Raw genomic sequence first — 17,926 nt, 5'->3', positions numbered from 1 at the left:
CGGCGTGGCCCGCGTCGTTGACAAAAGGGGTAGGGCATGCAGCGGCCGGACTGGGCACCCGACACGATCGACATCGAGCGCCCCAGCGTGGCCCGCATGTACGACTACTATCTCGGCGGCTCGCACAACTTCGCCGCCGACCGGGCCGCCGCGCGGGCGATGGTGGCCGCGGTGCCCGACGCCCCGTTGATGGCCCAGGCCAACCGGGCGTTCCTGCGCCGGGCGGTGCAGTTCCTCGCCGAGCAGGGCATCCGCCAGTTCCTCGACATCGGCTCCGGCATCCCGACCGTCGGCAACGTGCACGAGATCGCCCAGCGGATCGCCCCGGAGTCCCGGGTGGTCTACGTCGACGTCGACCCGGTGGCCGTGGCGCACAGCCGGGAGATCCTCAGCGGCAACGACCGGGCGGTCGTCCTGCAGGAGGACCTGCGCCACCCGGAGCGGATCCTGGCCCACCCCGAGGTCAACCGGATGCTCGACTTCTCCCAGCCGGTCGCGGTGATGATCGTGGCGGTGCTGCACTTCGTGCCCGACGAGGACCGGCCCGACGAGATCCTGCGGACCCTGCGCGCGGCGCTCGCCCCGGGCAGCTACCTGGTGCTGTCGCAGGCCAGCGACGACGACCGGCACGACACCGGGGAACGCGAGGAGGCCGAGGCGGTCTACCAGCGCACCGACAACCCGCTGGTCATCCGCAGCCGGCGGCAGCTGACCGCCCTCTTCGACGGCTTCGGGCTGGTCGACCCGGGGGTGGTCTGGGTGCCGCAGTGGCGGCCCGAGACCCCGGAGAGCGCCGAGGACGCCGAGAAGGCGGTCTTCATGGGTGGCGTCGGGCGGCTCGGTGGGTGAGCATCCGGACGACCCGTCAGGCCCGTCAGCCCCCGGCGGGCCCTGCCCGGGGGCGCCCGCCTGCTGCCCGAGCGTGTTCGCCCGGGCCTGGGCGAAGGCGGTCTCCGGCACCAGCTACCTGCCGATGACGCAGGCCCAGCTGGAGGCGTTGCTGCACCGGCTCACCGGGCGGCTGGCCGCAGCGCTGGTGTCCGAGCCGTTCGACGTGCGGGTCGGCCACCAGGTCGGCGCCGAGCTGGTGGCGGCGCACATCGCCTCCGCCGAGGGCCTGGGCCGGACCATCGAGGTCATCCAGCTCCGGCTGCTGCGCGACCTGGGGCTGGTCACCGAGGACGTCGAGGACCGGATGGCCCGGCTGCTGGCCACCGTGGCGACGGGCTACGCCCGGGCGCTGCGGGACCGGACGCTCGACGAGCAGGAGTCGATCCGCCGGGCCGCGATGGTGGCCCGCGCGGAGGCCGAGCGGGCCCTGCGGGACAGCGAGGCCCGGTTCCGCCACCAGGCCACCCACGACCCGCTGACCGACCTGCCCAACCGCACGCTGTTCACCGAGCGGCTGGCCGCCGCGATCGACTCCCCCGGCCGGGGCGCGGACCGGGTCGGGGTGTGCTTCCTCGACCTGGACCGCTTCAAGGTGGTCAACGACTCCCTCGGCCACCAGGTCGGCGACATGCTGCTGGTGTCGGTGGCCGACCGGCTGCGCCGCGCGCTCGGCGAGCACCTGGTCGCCCGCCTCGGCGGCGACGAGTTCGTCATCCTGGTCGAACGCACGGCGGGCACCGACGACGTGGTGAAGGTGGCCGAGACGGCGCTCGCGGCGGTCAGCGAACCGGCCCTGGTCGACGGGCACGAGCTGACCGTGTCGGCGAGCATCGGCATCGTCGAGCGGCCCGTGGCCGGCACCACCCCGGTCGACCTGATGCGGGCCGCCGACGCCACGCTGCACTGGGCCAAGGCGGACGGCGGCGCGCGCTGGTCGCTGTTCGACGTCGAGCGCAGCCGCCGCGAGCTGGCCCGGTACGCCCTGTCCGCGGCGATACCGGCGGCCCTCGACCGGGGCGAGTTCCACCTCGACTACCAGCCGCTGACGTCCCTGCGCGACGGCCGGGTGCTCGGCGTCGAGGCGCTGGTCCGCTGGCGGCACCCGGAGCTGGGCAAGCTCTACCCGGGCAGCTTCATCGAGCTGGCCGAGGAGACCGGGCTGATCGTGCCGCTGGGCAGCTGGGTGCTCGCCGAGGCGTGCCGGGAGGCGGCGTCCTGGTCGTCGTTCGGCGCCGCCGCGCCGTTCGTCAGCGTCAACCTGGCGGTCCGCCAGGTGCACCGCCCCGGCCTGGTGCGGGAGGTGCGCGACGTCCTCGAACGCACCGGCCTGCCGCCCGAACGGCTCCAGCTGGAGGTCACCGAGAGCACCATGATGAGCGCGGTGGAGGAACCGGTGCGCGCCCTGCGGGTGCTGGCCGACATGGGCGTGCGGATCGCCATCGACGACTTCGGCACCGGTTACTGCAACCTGGCGTACCTGCGGGACCTGCCGGTGACCGAGCTGAAGGTGGCCGGGGAGTTCGTGGCGGGGCTGCGCGCCCCGGCGGACGACCCGGCGAGCCGCACCGACGAGCGGATCCTCGCCTCCCTGGTCTCGCTGGCGCACGCGCTGGACCTGACCGTGACGGCCGAGGGGGTCGAGACCGAGGGGCAGGCCGACCGGCTGCGGGCCATCGGCTGCGACGCCGCCCAGGGCTGGCACTTCGGCAAGCCGGCGCCCGCCGCGCGCCTGCTGGAGCGCCTGTCCGCCGGGTGAGGCGGCGGGGTCAGCCGGCGAGGAGGGCGGCCAGCCGGGCGGCCTGGGTCTCCCAGCGCCATTCCCGCTCCACCCACGCCCGGCCGGCCGCGCCGAGCTGCCGGGCCAGGTCCCGGTCGGCGAGCAGGGTGGCCACCCGGTCGGCGAGCTGGGCGACGTCGCGGCCGGGGACCACGTACCCCGTCTCGCCCTCGCGGACGGCGTCCGGCGCGCCGCCGGAGTCGCCGGCCACCACCGGCAGGCCCGTGGCCGACGCCTCCAGATAGACGATGCCGAGCCCCTCGACGTCCAGGCCCCGGTTGCGGGTGCGGCAGGGCATCGCGTAGACGTCGCCGGCCGCGTAGTGGGCCGGCAGCTCCGCCGCGGGCACCGAGCCGGTGAAGACGACGTCCCGCTCGACGCCGGTCTGCCGGGCCAGCTTCTCCAGGTCGCCCCGGTAGGGCCCGCCGCCGACGACCAGCAGTGCCGCGTCGGGCACCCGGCGGCGGATCTCCGGCAGGGCCCGGATCAGCATGTCCTGGCCCTTGCGCGGCACCAGGCGGGAGACGCAGACCACCACCGGCCGGTCCGCGAGGCCGAGCCGGGCCCGCACCGGCTCGCCGTCGACCGACGGATGATACGTGTCGACGTCGACCCCGGGGGCCAGCCGGTGCAGCTCCGTCAGGCCGTGCAGCGCCCGCTCCAGCCGGACCCGGGTGTACTCGCCCAGGTAGGTGATCACGTCCGCGCCGCGGCCGATCCGGCGCAACGCCGTGCGGGCACCGGGCAGCGCGGCCCACCCCACCTCGTGCCCGTGGGTCAGGGCGACCACCCGGCGGACCCCGGCGCGGCGGCGCAGCCCGGCGGCGAGCAGCCCGAGCGGGGCCGCCGCCCCGAACCAGACGGTGTCGCAGTCGTGCCGGCGGGCCAGCCGGGCGGCCCGGCGGGCGATCAGCGGGGTGGGCAGCAGCACCTTGGTGCGCTCCCGCACCACCTCGAACGGCTGGTCGGCGTCGAACTTCTCCGCCCCCCGCCAACTGGAGGCGTAGACCACCACGGAGCCGGTGGGTTGGCGCACGGCGAGGTTGTGCACGAAGGACTGGATACCGCCCTGGCGGGGCGGGAAGTCGTTGGTGATCAGCAGCGTGCGGCTCATCGGCCGGTCTCCCTGGCGTAGGCGCGGGCGGCGGCCATCCGCTCGACCGTGGACGGGTGCGACGCCGAGTAGAGGTATTCCCAGCGGGGCGGGTCGGGGTCGGCCAGGTTCACCCCGGCCAGGCGGCGCTGCATCGCCTCGAAGGTGGCCGGGTCGCCGGTGAGGGCGAGGGCGTGCGCGTCGGCCCGCGCCTCGACCCGGCGGGACACCAGCGCCTGGGCCGGCGCGGTCGCCAGGCCGGCCACCGTGACCAGCGCGAGCAGCAGCGGGAACGCGCGCGGCTCGACGATCGAGTCGACGCCGGCCAGGCGCAGCAGCGGGCCGGCGGAGCCGAGCAGGTAGAGCACGACCACGCCCAGCGCGGCGCCCAGCGCCCCGGTGAGGGTGCCCGTCCAGACGTCGCGGTCCTTGGCGTGCCCCAGCTCGTGCGCGACGACGCTGGTCACCTCGGCCGGGGTCGCCTCGCGCAGCAGCGTGTCGTAGACGACGACCCGGCGGGTCGGCCCGAGCCCGGAGACGTACGCGTTGACCGCGCGGGTGCGCCGGGACGCGTCGGCGACCAGCACGTCGCGCACCGGCACCCCGTCGCGGGCCGCCAGGGCCGTCAGCTCGGTGCGCAGCGGGCCCTGCTCCATCGGGGTGAACCGGTTGAACACCGGCTCCACCAGCACCGGCAGCACGAACGACAGCAGCACCACCAGCCCGGCCGCGCCGGCCGCGCCGAGGGCCCACCACCAGCGCGGGGCGAGCCGGACGACGGTGTAGAAGCCGAGCAGGGCGAGCGCGCCGATCACGGCGCTGACGGCGTACGACTTGAGCAGGTCGGTCGTCCAGCCGGCCCAGCCCTGGGTGCTCAGCCCGTAGCGGGTGAGGATCGTCTGCCGCCAGGCGGCGAACGGCAGGGTGAGCAGGTCGGCGACGAGCAGCACGGCGAGCCCGCCGAGCACCGCCTGGGCGATCCAGTGGCCGCCGAACGGGCGGGCCACCAGCTCCACCAGGCGACCGCCCAGCGGGGTCAGGCCGACGGCCAGGGCCACCAGCAGGCCCACGGCGAGGGCGGCCCAGCCGCCGGGGCGCAGCGCGCCACGGAAGGCGCGGGCCCGGGCGACCTGCTCGGCGGGGAGGTCCCGCAGGGCGGCGAGCTGGTCGGCGCGCGGGGCGGGCGGCCGGTGCCAGGGCACGAGCAGGGCGACGGCGACGAGCAGCGCGACGGTGAGCCCGGCGAGGGTGAGCACCGCCCAGCCGCGCGGCGTCACCGGGCCACCCCGCGCTCGCCTCGTACGCGCCCCATCCGTCGCTCCTCCCGCCGTGAGCGCTCATCCTATTGCCGACGGCGGCAGGGCCGACCGGGGTGGTCACGTCGTCATGTCGGGGACATGGCGGTATCGGCATGCCCCCGACCCCGCCATGTCCCCGACATGGCCAGCCCGACCCGGCGGGCGGGTGGGCGGGCGCTACGCGGCGCGGCGGCGGGTCCGGCTGGGACGGGGCACCCGGGGCGGGGGCGTGGCCGCGTCGGCGGCGGGCGACGCGCTGGCGGCGGGCAGCACCTCGACGTCGAAGCCGGCGCGGGCGAACACCTCGATGGCCCGCAGCTCGCCGAGGCCGAGATCCACCCCGGGGGCCTCGTCGTCGAACAGGGCGGTCACCAGGCAGCCGCCGCAGCCCGCGCCCCGGACCCGGCACCTGTCGCAGTCGATCAGCATCGTTCCTCCTGAAGCGATGCGTCGGTGGACGGGCCGGGGCGGCGTCGCCACCGCCCGACCACCGTCGGTCACGCCGACACTACGGCCGGGGTACGACAGATTCGGACAACCGGCCAGCTTCCGCCCCAGAACCGCGCAAGGAGTCCGGCCGTGCGCACGGCCGCCGGGCCGCGACGAGCCGGGAACGGGGCGGCGTGGCCGGTCAGGACCGGGCGAGGCGGCGCAGCAGCGAGTCGGCGCCGAGCGGGTACGCGCCGTGCCGGCGTACCCCGTCGGCGACCTCGCGGTCGGAGGAGACCACGACGACCGGACGGCCGGGCGGCTCGGCGCGGACCAGCCGGCGGATCAGCTCGTCGGCGGTCTCGCCCTTGCGGGAGAAGAGCACCCGCACGCCGCGCGGGGCCGGCGGCAGGCCGTGCATCCGCTCGGCGCCGTCGAAGACCACGGTGACCTCGTCCCCGGTCTGCGCCGCGATCCCGCCCAGCCCGGTGATCAGCCGCTTGCGCTGCTGCTCCAGCGACATCTCGCCGAAGCCCCGCTTCGTCACGTTGTAGCCGTCCACCACCAGGTGCGCCTTCGGCAGCGCGAGCAGCTGGTCGAGCCGGGCCGGGTCGTCGGTGTCGCGGGCCCGGGTGGCGGCGCCGGCCGGGGTGGCGTTGGGCTGGTCGGCGAAGGTGTCGGCCACGAAGTCGGCGGGGAGCCGGTCGACCGGGTCGAGCGCCAGCTCGCGGCGCAGCCCGACGGCGGCCTGCCCGATCGTCTCCAGCAGCAGCCAGAGCTTCGCGTCGTCGACGGAGCGGGCCTCCTTGGCGCTGGCGCGGGCCACCCCGGCCGCCGCCTCGGCCTCGGCCAGCCGGGCCCGGGCACGACGCAGCTCGGCGTCTGCCTCAGTCGCGGCGCGGCTGGCCCGGCCCCGCTCGGTGGCCAGCAGCTCGGCCGCCCTGCGCTCCCGGGCCTGTGCCTCGCGCAGCGTGCGGGCGAGCTGCCGGTTCTCCTCGCGGAGCTGGCCGAGCTCGTCGCGGACCCGGGCCAGCTCGTCGCGGAGCTTGTCGGCCTCGACCCGGGCCACGGCCCGGTCGTGCTCGGCCCGGGTGGCGCGCTGCTCGGCCTCGCGGACCAGCTCGTCGACGACGGCCTTGTCCGCCTCGGCACGCACCGCCGCCCCGCTGGCGTCGATCAGCTCCCGCCAGCCCCGGGGCCGGGCCAGGTAGGCCAGCGCGGCGACCTCGACCGGGTCGGCCGCGGCGGGGGCGGTGCCGGCGACCACGGCGGCACCGAGGTCGCCGGAGTCGGCGAGCACCCGGGCGGTGATCCGCTGCCGGAACAGCGGATCGGCGGTGAGCTGGGCGGCGATCATCGGCGCGCCCAGCCGGGCCCGCCGGTTGGGCGCGAACTTGGCCACCCGGCGCAGCGGCACGGGCACCTCGTCGCCGGGCAGGACCGGCAGGACGGCGGCGGTGAGCGCGACGATCCGCTGCCGCACGGGCTCCGGCAGCGTCGGCTCCGGCTCGGACTCGGGCCCTGGTTCCGGCTCGGACTCCGACCGCACCAGCTCCGGCTCCGGCTCCGGCTCCGGCTCCGGCTCCGACAGCCTCGGCTCAGACGCGGGCTCCGACAGCTCCGACTCCGCCCCCGGCTCCTGCTCGGGCACGGTGCCCGCCCCGGCGGTCGGGGCGTCCTCACCGGGGTGGCGCACGGCGGCGACCGACTCCTCCTGCGGGAGGTTGTCGTCGTGCGGCTCGGTGAGGGGCATGTGGCAAGTCTCCCACCGCGACCGGGCCCACCGCCCGGTGAGTGAGCTGATCTCTCATCCTAGCCCCAGGGGTGACCCGTGGGGCTGTTGTTGCGCGAGTGTCGGACCCGGGGTCTACCGTGCCCGGGGTGGGCGGAGCGGAATACGTCCAGCAGGCGCTCGCCGGGCTGGGCCAGGCGGCGGGCGGCGCCGTGGATCCGGCGCTGCCGCTGTACGCGACGACGTTCGTGGTGGTCGACCTGGAGACCACGGGCGGCGCGCCGGACGGCGGCGGCATCACCGAGATCGGCGCGGTGAAGGTGCGCGGCGGCGAGGAGCTGGGCGTGCTGGCCACGCTGGTCAACCCGGGCGTGCCGATCCCCCCGTTCATCACCGTGCTGACCGGCATCACCCAGGCCATGCTGATTCCCGCGCCGCCGATCGAGCAGGTGCTGCCGAGCTTCCTGGAGTTCGTCGCCGACGCGGTGCTGGTCGCGCACAACGCACCGTACGACGTCGGTTTCCTCAAGGCCGCCTGCGCCCGGCACGGCTACCGCTGGCCCAACCCCCGGGTGCTGGACACGGCGGCGCTGGCCCGGCGGGTGCTCAGCCGCGACGAGGTGCCCAACCGCAAGCTGGGCACCCTGTCGGCCTACTTCCGCACGGCCACCCGGCCCACCCACCGGGCGCTCGACGACGCAAAGGCCACCGTCGACGTGCTGCACGGCCTCATCGCGCGCCTCGGCGGGCACCGGGTCGACACCGTCGGGGAGGCGATCGAGTTCGCCCGGGCGGTCACCCCGACGCAGCGGCGCAAGCGCCACCTCGCCGACGGGCTGCCGAAGGTGCCGGGGGTCTACATCTTCCGGGCCGCCGACGACCGGCCGCTCTACGTCGGCACCTCCGGCGACATCGCCACCCGGGTGCGCAGCTACTTCACGGCCGCCGAGAAGCGGGCCCGGATGTCGGAGATGCTGGCCGCCGCCGAGCGGGTGGAGGCGGTCGAGTGCGCCCACTCGCTGGAGGCCGAGGTGCGCGAGCTGCGGCTGATCGGCGCGCACGCGCCGCCGTACAACCGGCGGTCCAAGTTCCCCGAGCGGATGGTCTGGCTCAAGCTCACCGACGGGCCCTACCCCCGGTTGTCGGTGGTGCGGTCGCTGGCCCCCGGCGACGAGGCCTACCTCGGCCCGTTCGGCTCGCAACGGGCGGCGGAGCTGGCCGCCGCCGGCTTCCACGACGCGCTCCCGCTGCGCCAGTGCACCCACCGGTTGTCGCTGCGCACGGTCACCCCGGCGTGCGCGCTGGCCGAGCTGGGTCGCTGCCCGGCGCCCTGCGAACACCGGATCACCCCGGGGGAGTACGCGGCCCGCGCCGTCGACCCGTTCCGCGCGGCCACCGCCACCGACCCGGGGTCCGTGGTGCACGCGCTGCTGGCCCGCATCGGGGCGCTGGCGGCCGACCAGCGGTACGAGGAGGCGGCGGTGGTGCGGTCCCGGCTCGCGGCGGTGCTGCGGGCCACCGTCCGGATGCAACGGTTGACCGCGCTGGCCGGGATCGCCGAGCTGGCCGCCGCCCGGCCGGCCGCCCGGGGCGGCTGGGAGCTGGCCCTGGTCCGGCACGGCCGGCTGGCCGGGGCCGGGGTCTCCCCGCCCGGTGTCCACCCGCGACCGACGATCGAGTTGATCCGGGCGACCGCCGAGACGGTGCCGCCCGGCCCCGGCCCGGTGCCCCGGGCCTCCGCCGAGGAGTCCGAGCGCATCCTGTCCTGGTTGGAGCGAGCCGAGACCCGGTTGGTGGAGATGTCCTCCGGCTGGGCGTCCCCGGCCGCCGGGGCGGCCCGCTTCCGTGACCTGCTCAGCAAGATCGAGAGCGCCGCATCTCACCAACTCTCGACCGAACGCCCATGACCAAGTGACCGATCGGACGACCTCGACTCGCTTAGGCTGTTAAGGAAGTGCAGTACTGCCCGTTTCGTGGGCCTGCTCCCGGTCGCCGTGCCCGGTGACCGAGGGGCCGGGGTGAGGAGGTGTCCCTCGTGGACGTCGACGCCGGACACGGCGCCGCCCTGGGGGGCGCGCTCCCGACCCAGCCGGGCGACCTGCCCCTGGCGCGGCGGCTGCGGTCGCTGCTGAGCTGGCCCACCGGCGAAACAGACCCGGTCACCCACCTGATCCGCACGCACCGGGGCATCCACCCCGGCACGGAGGCGTCGGTGCTGCGCCGGGCGTACACGATCGCGGAGAACATGCACCGCGGCCAGTTCCGCAAGAGCGGCGAGCCGTACATCACCCACCCGCTCGCGGTCGCCCAGATCTGTGCCGAGCTGGGCATGGACGCCACCACGCTGGTGGCCGCGCTGCTGCACGACACGGTGGAGGACACCCGCTACACGCTGCAGGCCCTCGCGGAGGACTTCGGCGGCGAGGTGGCCCACCTGGTCGACGGGGTGACGAAGTTCGACAAGGCGTTCTACGGCAAGGCCGCGGAGGCGGAGACCACCCGCAAGATGATCGTCGCGGCCGGCAAGGACGTCCGGGTCCTGATCATCAAGCTGGCCGACCGGCTGCACAACATGCGCACCCTCGGGGTCCGCTCGGCCGCGTCGCGGGAGCGGATCGCCCGCAAGACGCTGGAGGTGCTCGTCCCGCTCTGCGACCGGCTCGGCATCCAGACCCTCAAACGCGAGCTGGACGACGTGGTGCTGCTGCACCTGGAGCCCGACGAGCACGCCCGCATCGCGCGGTTCGTGCACGACCGGCCCGGCTGGTCGGCATACCTCGACGACGTGGTCGCCAAGGCGAAGGTGGCGCTGCGCCGCAGCCGCGTCGACGCCCAGGTCTCCCCCCGCCCCCGGCACCTCTACTCGATCTGGAAGGACACCGTCGCCGGCGGGCACAGTGTCCCGTTCGACCTGCCCCGGATCGTGATCGTCGTGGCCGGGCCGGCGACCGACTGTTACGCCGCCCTCGGCGCGGTGCACGGGCTCTGGCGGCCCGTGCCGGGCCGGTTCAAGGACTTCATCGCCTCCCCGAAGAACAACCTCTACCGCTCCCTGCACACCAGCGTGTGCGGGCCGAAGGACCGCACGGTCGAGGTGCTGATCCGCACCGAGGAGATGCACCGCGCCGCCGAGTACGGCATCGCCGCCGACTTCCGTTTCCCGCGCCCCGCCGGGGCGGCCGCGCAGGCCGAGCAGCTCGACTGGCTGCGCCGGGTGCTCGACTGGGAGCAGGAGGCGCCCGACCCGGCGCAGTTCCTGGAGTCGCTGCGCTGCGACCTGGCCGAGGCGCAGATCCAGGTCGTCGTCGAGGGGCGGCAGGTGGTGCTGCCGGCAGGCGCCACCCCGGTCGACGTGGCGTACGAGCTGGGCCCCGACCGCGGCGACCGCTGCCTGGCGGCCCGGATCAACGGCCGGCTCGCCCCGCTCTCCTCGGAGCTGGAGGAGGGCGACGTGGTGGAGATCTTCACCGAGTCCGACGCGGAGTCCGGCTTCGAGGCGGACGTCGCCCCGCGCGGCCCCCGCCGGGAATGGCTCGGCTTCGTCAAGTCCCCGCACGCCCAGATGCAGATCAACCGCTGGTTCGCCGAGCACACCGAGCCGGGCATCTCCATCGCCGACAAGGTCCGCCTCGGCCGGGCCACGATCGGGCTGGCGCTGCGCAAGCACGACCGGGGGCTGGCCAACGACCTGCCGCTGCTGCGGCTGTCGGAGGAGCTGGGCTATCCCGACCTGGAGACCCTGCTGGTGGCGGTCTTCGACCGGGCCCTCGAACCGGACGCGGTGGTCCTGCAGCTCATCGACCTGGTCGACCACCGCCAGTGACGTTTCCGCCCCCGGTGCCCGGCCCGCCCCGCGTCGGCCACTAGCCTAAGGCGATGATCCCCCGCTCCCGAGCCACCGGACGGGCCTTCGCCTACCAGGTGTTCTACCGGCTGCCCGTGTCGATGCGCCGCCGGCTGGTCCGGCTCGCCACACCGAAGTACATCGTGGGGGCGGTCACCCTGGTGCGCGACGCCGAGGCCGACGGCCCCGGCCGTCTGCTGCTGCTGCGCCAGCCCCCGGGGCACAGCTGGACGCTCCCGGCGGGGCTGCTGCAGCGCGGCGAGGAGCCGGTCGTCGGCGCGGCCCGCGAGCTGTTCGAGGAGTCCGGGGTGCGCCTCTCCCCCGACCGGCTGAGCCCGGCGGTGCCGAACGCCGTGGTGCACGCCAAGGGGTGGGTGGACGTCGTCTTCGAGGCGGAGGTCCCAGCGTCGACGACGAGGCTGACGGTCGACGGCGCCGAGGTCTTCGAGGCCGCCTGGCATCCGCTGGACGACCTGCCGAGGCTGAGCCGCGCCACGGCGAACCTGCTGGGACGCTACGGCATCGGGCCGCGCGCCGGTGAGGCGCCGCCCGGACCGTCGGCGTGACCGCCTCGGCGCCCGGCGGGCCGGGGCGCTCGGTGGGCCCGGCCGGGGCTCCGGAGGTCTGCGCGGTGGTGCTGGCCGCCGGCGAGGGGACCCGGCTGCGCCCGCTCACCGAACGGCTGCCGAAGGCGCTCTGCCCGGTGGGCAACGTGCCGCTGCTCGACCGGGCGCTGGCCCGGCTCGCCGGGCTCGGGCTCGCCGGCCCGGCCCGGGTGGCGGTGAACTCCTGTTACCTCGGCGAGCAGGTCGTCGCGCACGTCGGCGGCCGGGCCCATCTCTCGGTCGAGCCGGGCGCCCCGCTCGGCACCGCCGGTGGGGTGGCCAACCTGCGGGACTGGATCGCCGGCCGGGGCGTGCTGGTCGGCAACGCCGACGCGTACCTCGCCGACCCGGCCGCCGATCCGGGGCCGGACATCGCCGCGCTGCTCGCCGGCTGGGACGGCGAGACCGTACGCCTGCTCGGCCAGCCCGCCGCCGACCCGGCCGCCCCCGGCACCTTCTCGGGCCACCGCTTCACCGGCTTCTCGCTGCTGCCGTGGCGGCTGGTGCGGGGCCTCGCGGTGGAGCCGGGCGACCTGGTCCGGGCGGTGTGGCGGCCGGCCGAGGCGGCCGGGGCGCTGACCGTCGTGCCGTACGCCGGCATTTTCTACGACACCGGCACGCCCGCCGACTACCTGGCGGCCAACCTGCACGCGGCGGGCGGCGGCAACCTGGTCGACCCGACCGCGACGGTCACCGGCCGCTGCCGGGAGGCCGTGGTGGGCGCGGGGGCGATTGTGCGGGGCGAGGTGACCCGCTCGGTGCTCTGGCCGGGCGCGGAGGTGGCCGCCGGGGAGCACCTGACCGGGGCGGTCCGCGTCGCCGGGGGCCTGACCGTCACGGCGGAGCCCCGCTGAGCGCTGGGGCCATCGCAGGCTGGGTTCCGCCCGACCTGCCTCGGCCGGCCTCGGCCTGCGGTGGCCGGCTCCGGTCCCCCGGCCCACCCGGTACGTGACGGATCGCGATCGAAGGCCCCGCCGACCCACCCGCCGTTCCGCCTCCTTTGCTCTGCACCCATCCACGCAGCGGTCACCCAAAGTGATCGGGTCGCCGCCCCCGCCCACGTCGTGATGACGCATTCGCGCAGCTCCACGCAGCGTTGCGTCCGTGGGTGCAGAGCAAAGGGGGCGGGGGACGTCGGTCGGGCCCGAAGGCGCTGGCGCAGAGTGAGAACGGGTCCGCACCCACGAATGCTTCCACGGCGATCGCGGAGCGTGGCCGAGCGTGGCCGTCACGGGTGCTTCCGCCGGGTCACACCCCACCGCTGCCCGGGACCCGTCGGACGGGCCTACGATGGTCGTCGACGCCACCACCGGCGTGGCGTGCACGCGCGACGAAGGGCAGACCAGTGATCACCGCGATCGTCCTGATCGACTGCGCCACCGACTCGATCCCCGAGGTGGCCGAGAACCTGGCCGCCCTGCCCGGGGTCAGCGAGGTCTACTCGGTGGCCGGGCACGTCGACCTGATCGCCATCGTGCGGGTGCGGGAGTTCGACCAGATCGCCCAGGTCATCGCCGGCAGCATCTCCAAGGTGCCCGGGGTGATCAACACCGAGTCGCACATCGCCTTCCGGGCCTACTCGCAGCATGACCTGGAGGAGGCGTTCGCGATCGGGCTGGCCGGCACGGACTGACCCCGCCGCCACGCCACCCCACGACACGACGGGGTGGCCAGCCCACCGGTCCGGAGGGCTGGCCACCACCTGGGGTGTCGCGACGTCAGCTCACGCTCGGGGCCGGCGTCTCGGTGTTCTCCGGGGTCGGCGACTCGAAGGTGCCGCCCGGGGCCGGGGCCTCGCTGCTGCCGCCCGGAGCCGGCGTCGTGGTGGTCGCACCCGGGCTGGGCGTACCGCTGGCGCTGGTCTGCGGGACCGGGACGCCCAGGGTCTGGGCCAGGGCCACCAGCGCGTCATAGTGCGCCTGGAGCACCGGCAGGGCGTTCTGGGCCAGCTGGACCACCGACTGCTCGGTGCCCTGCGAGATCTCCGTCTGGGTGGCCTGGATGGCCTGGACGTGACCCGCCAGCTCGGCGGTCACCCACGCCTTGTCGAACTCGGCGCCGCTGAGCTTCTTCAGCTTGTTGATGACCTTCTGCTGGTCGGCTGTCGGGGCGCCCGGCAGCTTCACGTTGAGCTGCTGCGCGGTGTCCTGCACCGTCTGGTCGAGCTGGGTGTGATCCGTCACGAACTGGGCACCCAGGTCCTTGACCTGCTGGTTCTGGCCCTTCTGCTGCGCCAGGTTCCCGGACTCGATCTCCGCGAGGTTCACCTGGTGCAGCGCCTGCAGATACTGGCTGTCCTGCGTCGACGGCTGTGCGGCCTGCGCCGCCGCCGCGGGCGCCAGCCCCGCCACCACCAGGGCGGCGAGCAGTCCGAGGCGCTTGAGACCCAACATGTTTCCCTCCCCGTTTTCCGTTGGACCGCACGGATACCCGGCTGACCCGGATTAACCCTGCGAATCCGCAGCCGCCTCGCGGGAGGCGCCGGGGTGCCGGCGACGCTCGGCGGTCGCCCGGGGGCGGAAACGGGACGTGGCGCCCGCCGAGGGTTCGGCGGGCGCCACGTGCGGCTTGCGGGCGGTCAGTGGCTCAGCGGCGGCTCTCCCCGCTGCTGATCTCCTTGCGCTCCGGCAGGGGCTCGACCGGCGGGTGCCCCGGCGAAACCGGCGCCTCGGCCGGCTTCTCGATGGGGTAGAAGAAGCCCCGGATGGCGGGCCCGAGGGCACCGAGCCGGTTCATCTTCTTGGGCACCACCCAGCCGGCGTACTCCAGCTCCGCGTGGCCGTCGTGGCCACCGGCGGCCAGCGGCTGGTGGACCTCCTCGAACCGGCCGTCCGGCAGCCGGCGGATGATGCCGGTCTCCACGCCGTGGGCCAGCACCTCCCGGTCGTGCTGCTGGAGGCCGAGGCAGATCCGGTAGGTCACGTAGTACGCCAGCGGCGGGATCACCAGCAGGCCGATCCGGCCCGCCCAGGTCATCGCGTTGAGGCTGATGTGGAACTTGTCCGCGATCACGTCGTTGCCGCCGGAGAGGGTCAGCACGATGTAGAACGCCACCGCCATCGCGCCGATCGCGGTCCGCTCGGGGACGTCGCGGGGGCGCTGGAGCAGGTTGTGGCTGCGGTAGTCCTTGAGCCGGCGGGCCTCCACGAACGGGTAGAGCGTGGAGAGGCCGACCAGGACGCCCGGCAGTACGACGGTGGGCCAGAACAGCGGCGGGATGACGTACCCGTCGCCGATCGGGATGTTGATCTCCCACGCGGGCATGAGGCGGGTCGAGCCGTCGAGGAACATGACGTACCAGTCGGGCTGGCTGGCGGCCGAGACCACCCACGCCTCGTACGGGCCGAAATACCAGATCGGGTTGATCTGGAACAGGCCGCCCATCAGCGCGATCACGCCGAAGACGACCATGAAGAAGCCGCCCTGCTTGAGCGCGTAGCGCGGGAACATCCGCTCGCCGACCACGTTGTCGTTGGTCCGGCCGGGGCCGGGCCACTGGGTGTGCTTCTGCTTGAAGACCAGGCCGAGGTGGGCGCTGATCAGCGCCACCAGCAGACCCGGGATGAGCAGCACGTGGGCGATGAAGAACCGGCTGATGATGATCTCGCCCGGGAACTCCCCGCCGAAGATCGACGAGGTGACCCAGGAGCCGATCACCGGGATCGACAGCATGATGCCGGAGGCGATCCGCAGGCCGGTGCCGGAGAGGCCGTCGTCCGGCAGCGAGTAGCCGGTGAAGCCGGCGAGGAAGCCCACCCAGAACAGCAGCGAGCCGATGATCCAGTTGGTCTCGCGCGGCTTGCGGAACGCGCCGGTGAAGAAGACCCGCAGCATGTGCACGACGATCGCGGCCATGAACAGCAGCGCCGACCAGTGGTGCATCTGCCGCATGATCAGGCCGCCGCGGACGTCGAACGAGATGTCCAGGCTGGAGGCGTACGCGGCCGACATCGGCGTGCCCCGCAGCGGGGCGTAGCTGCCGTTGTAGACCACCTCGGTCATCGCGGGCTCGTAGAAGAACGTGAGGAAGACGCCGGTCAGCAGCAGCACGACGAACGAGAACAGCGCGATCTCGCCGAGCAGGAACGACCAGTGGTCGGGGAAGACCTTGTTCAGCAGCTTGCGCAGCGGCGTGGAAACCCCGAAGCGATCGTCCACCCCCACCGCGGCCTTGCCCGGAACGGACGCCATGTCCAACTTACGACGCTTCACGGCCGCTCCCAGAAGTCAGGCCCGACGGTCTCGGTGTAGTCCGACCGCGCCACGAAGAAGCCCTCGTCGTCCACCTCGATCGGCAGCTGCGGCAGCCGCCGGCTCGCGGGGCCGAAGACCGGCCGGGCGTTGTCGGTGATCAGGAACTGCGACTGGTGGCACGGGCAGAGCAGCCGGTTGGTCTGCTGCTCGTACAGGCTCGCCGGGCAGCCCGCGTGCGTGCAGATCTTGGAGAACGCCGCGTAGTTGCCCCACATGTAGTTCCCGTGGCCGACCCGCTGGTTGGCCTCGCGGGACACCTGGGCGTCGGACTCCCGCAGGTGGATCAGCAGCGTCGGGGAGTCGGCGTGCTTGTTGCTCACCCCGTGCTCGATGCCGGGGAAGACGGTGAGCTGGCCGCCGGCGCTGATGTCGGCCGGGCGGATCGGCCGGCCGTCCTCGCGGACCAGCCGGATCTTGCGGCCGTCGGCCGGCGCGAAGCCGGTGGTGAACATCTGGTTGTTCTTGTGCGGGTTGGAGATCAGGCCGCCGACCAGCGGGGCCGCCGCGACCGCGCCGACGGGCGCGAGGCCGGCCAGCAGCGAGATGCCCAGCAGCGGGCGACGCTTCACGCCCATCTCGTCGGCGAGGTAGAGCATCGTCTCGCCGGTGATCTTGCGGCTCTCCGCCACGTTCGGGTCGTTCTCGTGGCGGTCCTGGATCGAGACCTCCTTGGGCAGCAGCTTCTTGCCCCAGGTCAGGATGCCGAATCCGATGCCCAGCAGGGCGACGCCGAGGGTGAGGCCGAGCAGCGGGGTGTAGTACTTGTCCCCGCCGCTGCCCGGCTCGTACTCCCACGGCCACCAGATGTAGACGACCAGGAACGCGGTGGCGGCCAGGCCGGTCAGCAGGAACATCGAGGCGACCGTGCGGGTCAGCCGGCGCTCGGCCTTGCTGCCCGGGACGACCTGCTCCTCGTAGTGGACGATCTCGATGTCGTCCCGGCGCGCGCCCTCCCGGACGATGTCGAACCGGCTCAGCCGCGGGTCGTGGACGTCGAGCGGCTCCGGGCCCTGGTGGGCCTGGTGCTCGGTCTTGGTGCTCATGCCGTCACCTCGCTACGGGCGGTGCCGGACCGCGGCACCGCAGCGCTGAATCGAATGATCCGCTCGGTCACGACTTGCCCGCGATCCACAGGCTGGCGAAGACGAGCGCGACGATGCCGATCAGGAAGATCGCCAGTCCCTCGGTGGACGGCCCGTACCGGCCGAGGTTGAAGCCACCCTGGTCCTGGTCGTGCTTCAGGGTGTCCTGGATGTAGGCGATGATGTCCGCCTTCTGCTCCGGGGTGATCTGGTTGTCCCCGAACACCGGCATGTTCTGCGGGCCGCTGAGCATCGCGGCGTAGATCTGCCGGTCGCTGGCCGGGCGCAGGCTCGGCGCGTACTTGCCGGAGGACAGCGCGCCGCCGCCACCGCCGAAGGCGTGGCACTGGGAGCAGTTGATCCGGAACAGCTCGCCGCCGGTGGCCAGGTTGGCGCCCTCGCGCAGGTCGCCCTCGGGGACCTGCGGACCCCCGCCGAGCTCCTGGACGAACTGGCCGAGCTGGCGGACCTGCTCGTCGGTGAAGACCGGCGGCTTGCGCATGGCCTGCGCCTCCTGCCGGGCCATCGGCATCCGACCGGAGCTCACCTGGAACTCGACGGAGGCCGAGCCGACCCCGATCAGGCTCGGGCCACGACCATCGACACCCTGCGCGTTACGGCCGTGGCAGGTCACGCAGCTCACGTCGAACAGCGCCTTGCCCTCGGCGGCGGCGCCGGTGAGCGGCGGGTTTTCCTGCGCCTGCACTCCGGGGGCGAAGACGGTGTAGGCGCCGCCGGCCAGCGTGAGCGCGGCGATCAGGCGGACCGCGGCACCCAGCCGGCGGCGGCCCCTGCTGCGCGCTGCGGACCGCTCGCCGCGCAACCGCGCGAGCAGACCGCGTCGGCGGTCGTTGTCAGAAGTCATGACCTGTGTCCTTAACCGGTGGGACCTTGTCCAGAGGACGGGGCAGCGGCGCGGTT

The 17,926-nt window shown here is 74.3% G+C and carries 15 protein-coding genes; 7 read left to right on the top strand and 8 right to left on the bottom strand.

All coding sequences use genetic code 11. From position 1 onward, the window contains the following. Positions 1–36 precede the first annotated feature (36 nt). Entirely contained in the window at positions 37–849 is an 813-nt protein-coding gene (locus GA0070558_RS27390) for an SAM-dependent methyltransferase (RefSeq protein ID WP_091284861.1), read from the top strand. Then, a complete protein-coding gene (locus GA0070558_RS27385) occupies positions 824–2,647 on the top strand; it encodes a putative bifunctional diguanylate cyclase/phosphodiesterase (RefSeq protein ID WP_439709640.1) in 1,824 nt (607 codons plus the stop codon). The genes GA0070558_RS27390 and GA0070558_RS27385 overlap by 26 nt, the downstream gene beginning before the upstream one ends. Positions 2,648–2,657: 10 nt before the next feature. On the opposite strand, the gene GA0070558_RS27380 is transcribed toward GA0070558_RS27385, so the two are convergent. From GA0070558_RS27380 to GA0070558_RS27365, 4 genes are all read right to left on the bottom strand, one after another. Then, positions 2,658–3,782, bottom strand: a complete 1,125-nt coding sequence (locus GA0070558_RS27380; RefSeq protein ID WP_091284857.1) for a glycosyltransferase family 4 protein — start codon at positions 3,780–3,782, stop codon at positions 2,658–2,660. Beyond that, the gene (locus GA0070558_RS27375; RefSeq protein ID WP_091284854.1) at positions 3,779–5,038 is read right to left on the bottom strand and encodes a M48 family metallopeptidase; all 1,260 of its coding nucleotides are present in this window, start codon (positions 5,036–5,038) and stop codon (positions 3,779–3,781) included. Before GA0070558_RS27375 ends, GA0070558_RS27380 begins: the two co-directional genes overlap by 4 nt. Before the next feature lie 198 nt (positions 5,039–5,236). Beyond that, a complete protein-coding gene (locus tag GA0070558_RS27370; RefSeq protein WP_091284852.1) occupies positions 5,237–5,488 on the bottom strand; it encodes a hypothetical protein in 252 nt (83 codons plus the stop codon). Positions 5,489–5,690: 202 nt separating this feature from the next. Further along, positions 5,691–7,040 carry an NYN domain-containing protein gene (locus GA0070558_RS27365; RefSeq protein WP_439709641.1) on the bottom strand — a complete coding sequence of 450 codons (1,350 nt, stop codon included), beginning with the start codon at positions 7,038–7,040 and terminating at the stop codon, positions 5,691–5,693. 329 nt (positions 7,041–7,369) lie between these two features. Between GA0070558_RS27365 and GA0070558_RS27360 the strand changes: the two genes are divergently transcribed. The 5 genes from GA0070558_RS27360 to GA0070558_RS27340 all read left to right on the top strand — a co-directional run bounded on the left by GA0070558_RS27360 (position 7,370) and on the right by GA0070558_RS27340 (position 13,302). Continuing rightward, positions 7,370–9,127 carry a DEDD exonuclease domain-containing protein gene (locus tag GA0070558_RS27360; protein ID WP_091284847.1) on the top strand — a complete coding sequence of 586 codons (1,758 nt, stop codon included), beginning with the start codon at positions 7,370–7,372 and terminating at the stop codon, positions 9,125–9,127. 128 nt (positions 9,128–9,255) lie between these two features. After that, positions 9,256–11,043, top strand: a complete 1,788-nt coding sequence (locus tag GA0070558_RS27355) for a RelA/SpoT family protein (RefSeq protein ID WP_091284845.1) — start codon at positions 9,256–9,258, stop codon at positions 11,041–11,043. A gap of 53 nt (positions 11,044–11,096) precedes the next feature. Continuing rightward, on the top strand, positions 11,097–11,630 hold the full coding sequence (locus GA0070558_RS27350) for an NUDIX hydrolase (protein WP_091284843.1): 534 nt from the start codon (positions 11,097–11,099) through the stop codon (positions 11,628–11,630). After that, on the top strand, positions 11,627–12,523 hold the full coding sequence (locus GA0070558_RS27345; RefSeq protein ID WP_439709638.1) for a nucleotidyltransferase family protein: 897 nt from the start codon (positions 11,627–11,629) through the stop codon (positions 12,521–12,523). The genes GA0070558_RS27350 and GA0070558_RS27345 overlap by 4 nt, the downstream gene beginning before the upstream one ends. 491 nt (positions 12,524–13,014) lie before the next feature. Further along, on the top strand, positions 13,015–13,302 hold the full coding sequence (locus tag GA0070558_RS27340) for an Lrp/AsnC family transcriptional regulator (RefSeq protein ID WP_043967181.1): 288 nt from the start codon (positions 13,015–13,017) through the stop codon (positions 13,300–13,302). An 85-nt stretch (positions 13,303–13,387) separates the two neighbouring features. Here GA0070558_RS27340 and GA0070558_RS27335 read toward each other — a convergent pair whose 3' ends face one another. From GA0070558_RS27335 to qcrC, 4 genes are all read right to left on the bottom strand, one after another. After that, positions 13,388–14,062, bottom strand: coding sequence for a DUF4142 domain-containing protein (locus GA0070558_RS27335; RefSeq protein ID WP_043967179.1), 675 nt, complete (start codon positions 14,060–14,062; stop codon positions 13,388–13,390). 193 nt (positions 14,063–14,255) lie between these two features. Next, positions 14,256–15,881 (bottom strand): cytochrome bc1 complex cytochrome b subunit, encoded by a 1,626-nt coding sequence (gene qcrB / locus GA0070558_RS27330; RefSeq protein ID WP_091284841.1) that lies wholly within the window; start codon positions 15,879–15,881, stop codon positions 14,256–14,258. After that, a complete protein-coding gene (gene qcrA, locus GA0070558_RS27325) occupies positions 15,878–16,966 on the bottom strand; it encodes a cytochrome bc1 complex Rieske iron-sulfur subunit (RefSeq protein ID WP_091284839.1) in 1,089 nt (362 codons plus the stop codon). Before qcrA ends, qcrB begins: the two co-directional genes overlap by 4 nt. Before the next feature lie 67 nt (positions 16,967–17,033). After that, positions 17,034–17,870 (bottom strand): cytochrome bc1 complex diheme cytochrome c subunit, encoded by an 837-nt coding sequence (qcrC, locus tag GA0070558_RS27320; RefSeq protein WP_091284837.1) that lies wholly within the window; start codon positions 17,868–17,870, stop codon positions 17,034–17,036. Positions 17,871–17,926 lie beyond the last annotated feature (56 nt).

It is taken from the genome of Micromonospora haikouensis (genome assembly GCF_900091595.1).
Classification (GTDB): Bacteria; Actinomycetota; Actinomycetes; order Mycobacteriales; family Micromonosporaceae; genus Micromonospora; species Micromonospora haikouensis.
Note: the sequence above shows the minus strand (reverse complement) of the source record. Positions and strands in the feature narration are given on the sequence as shown.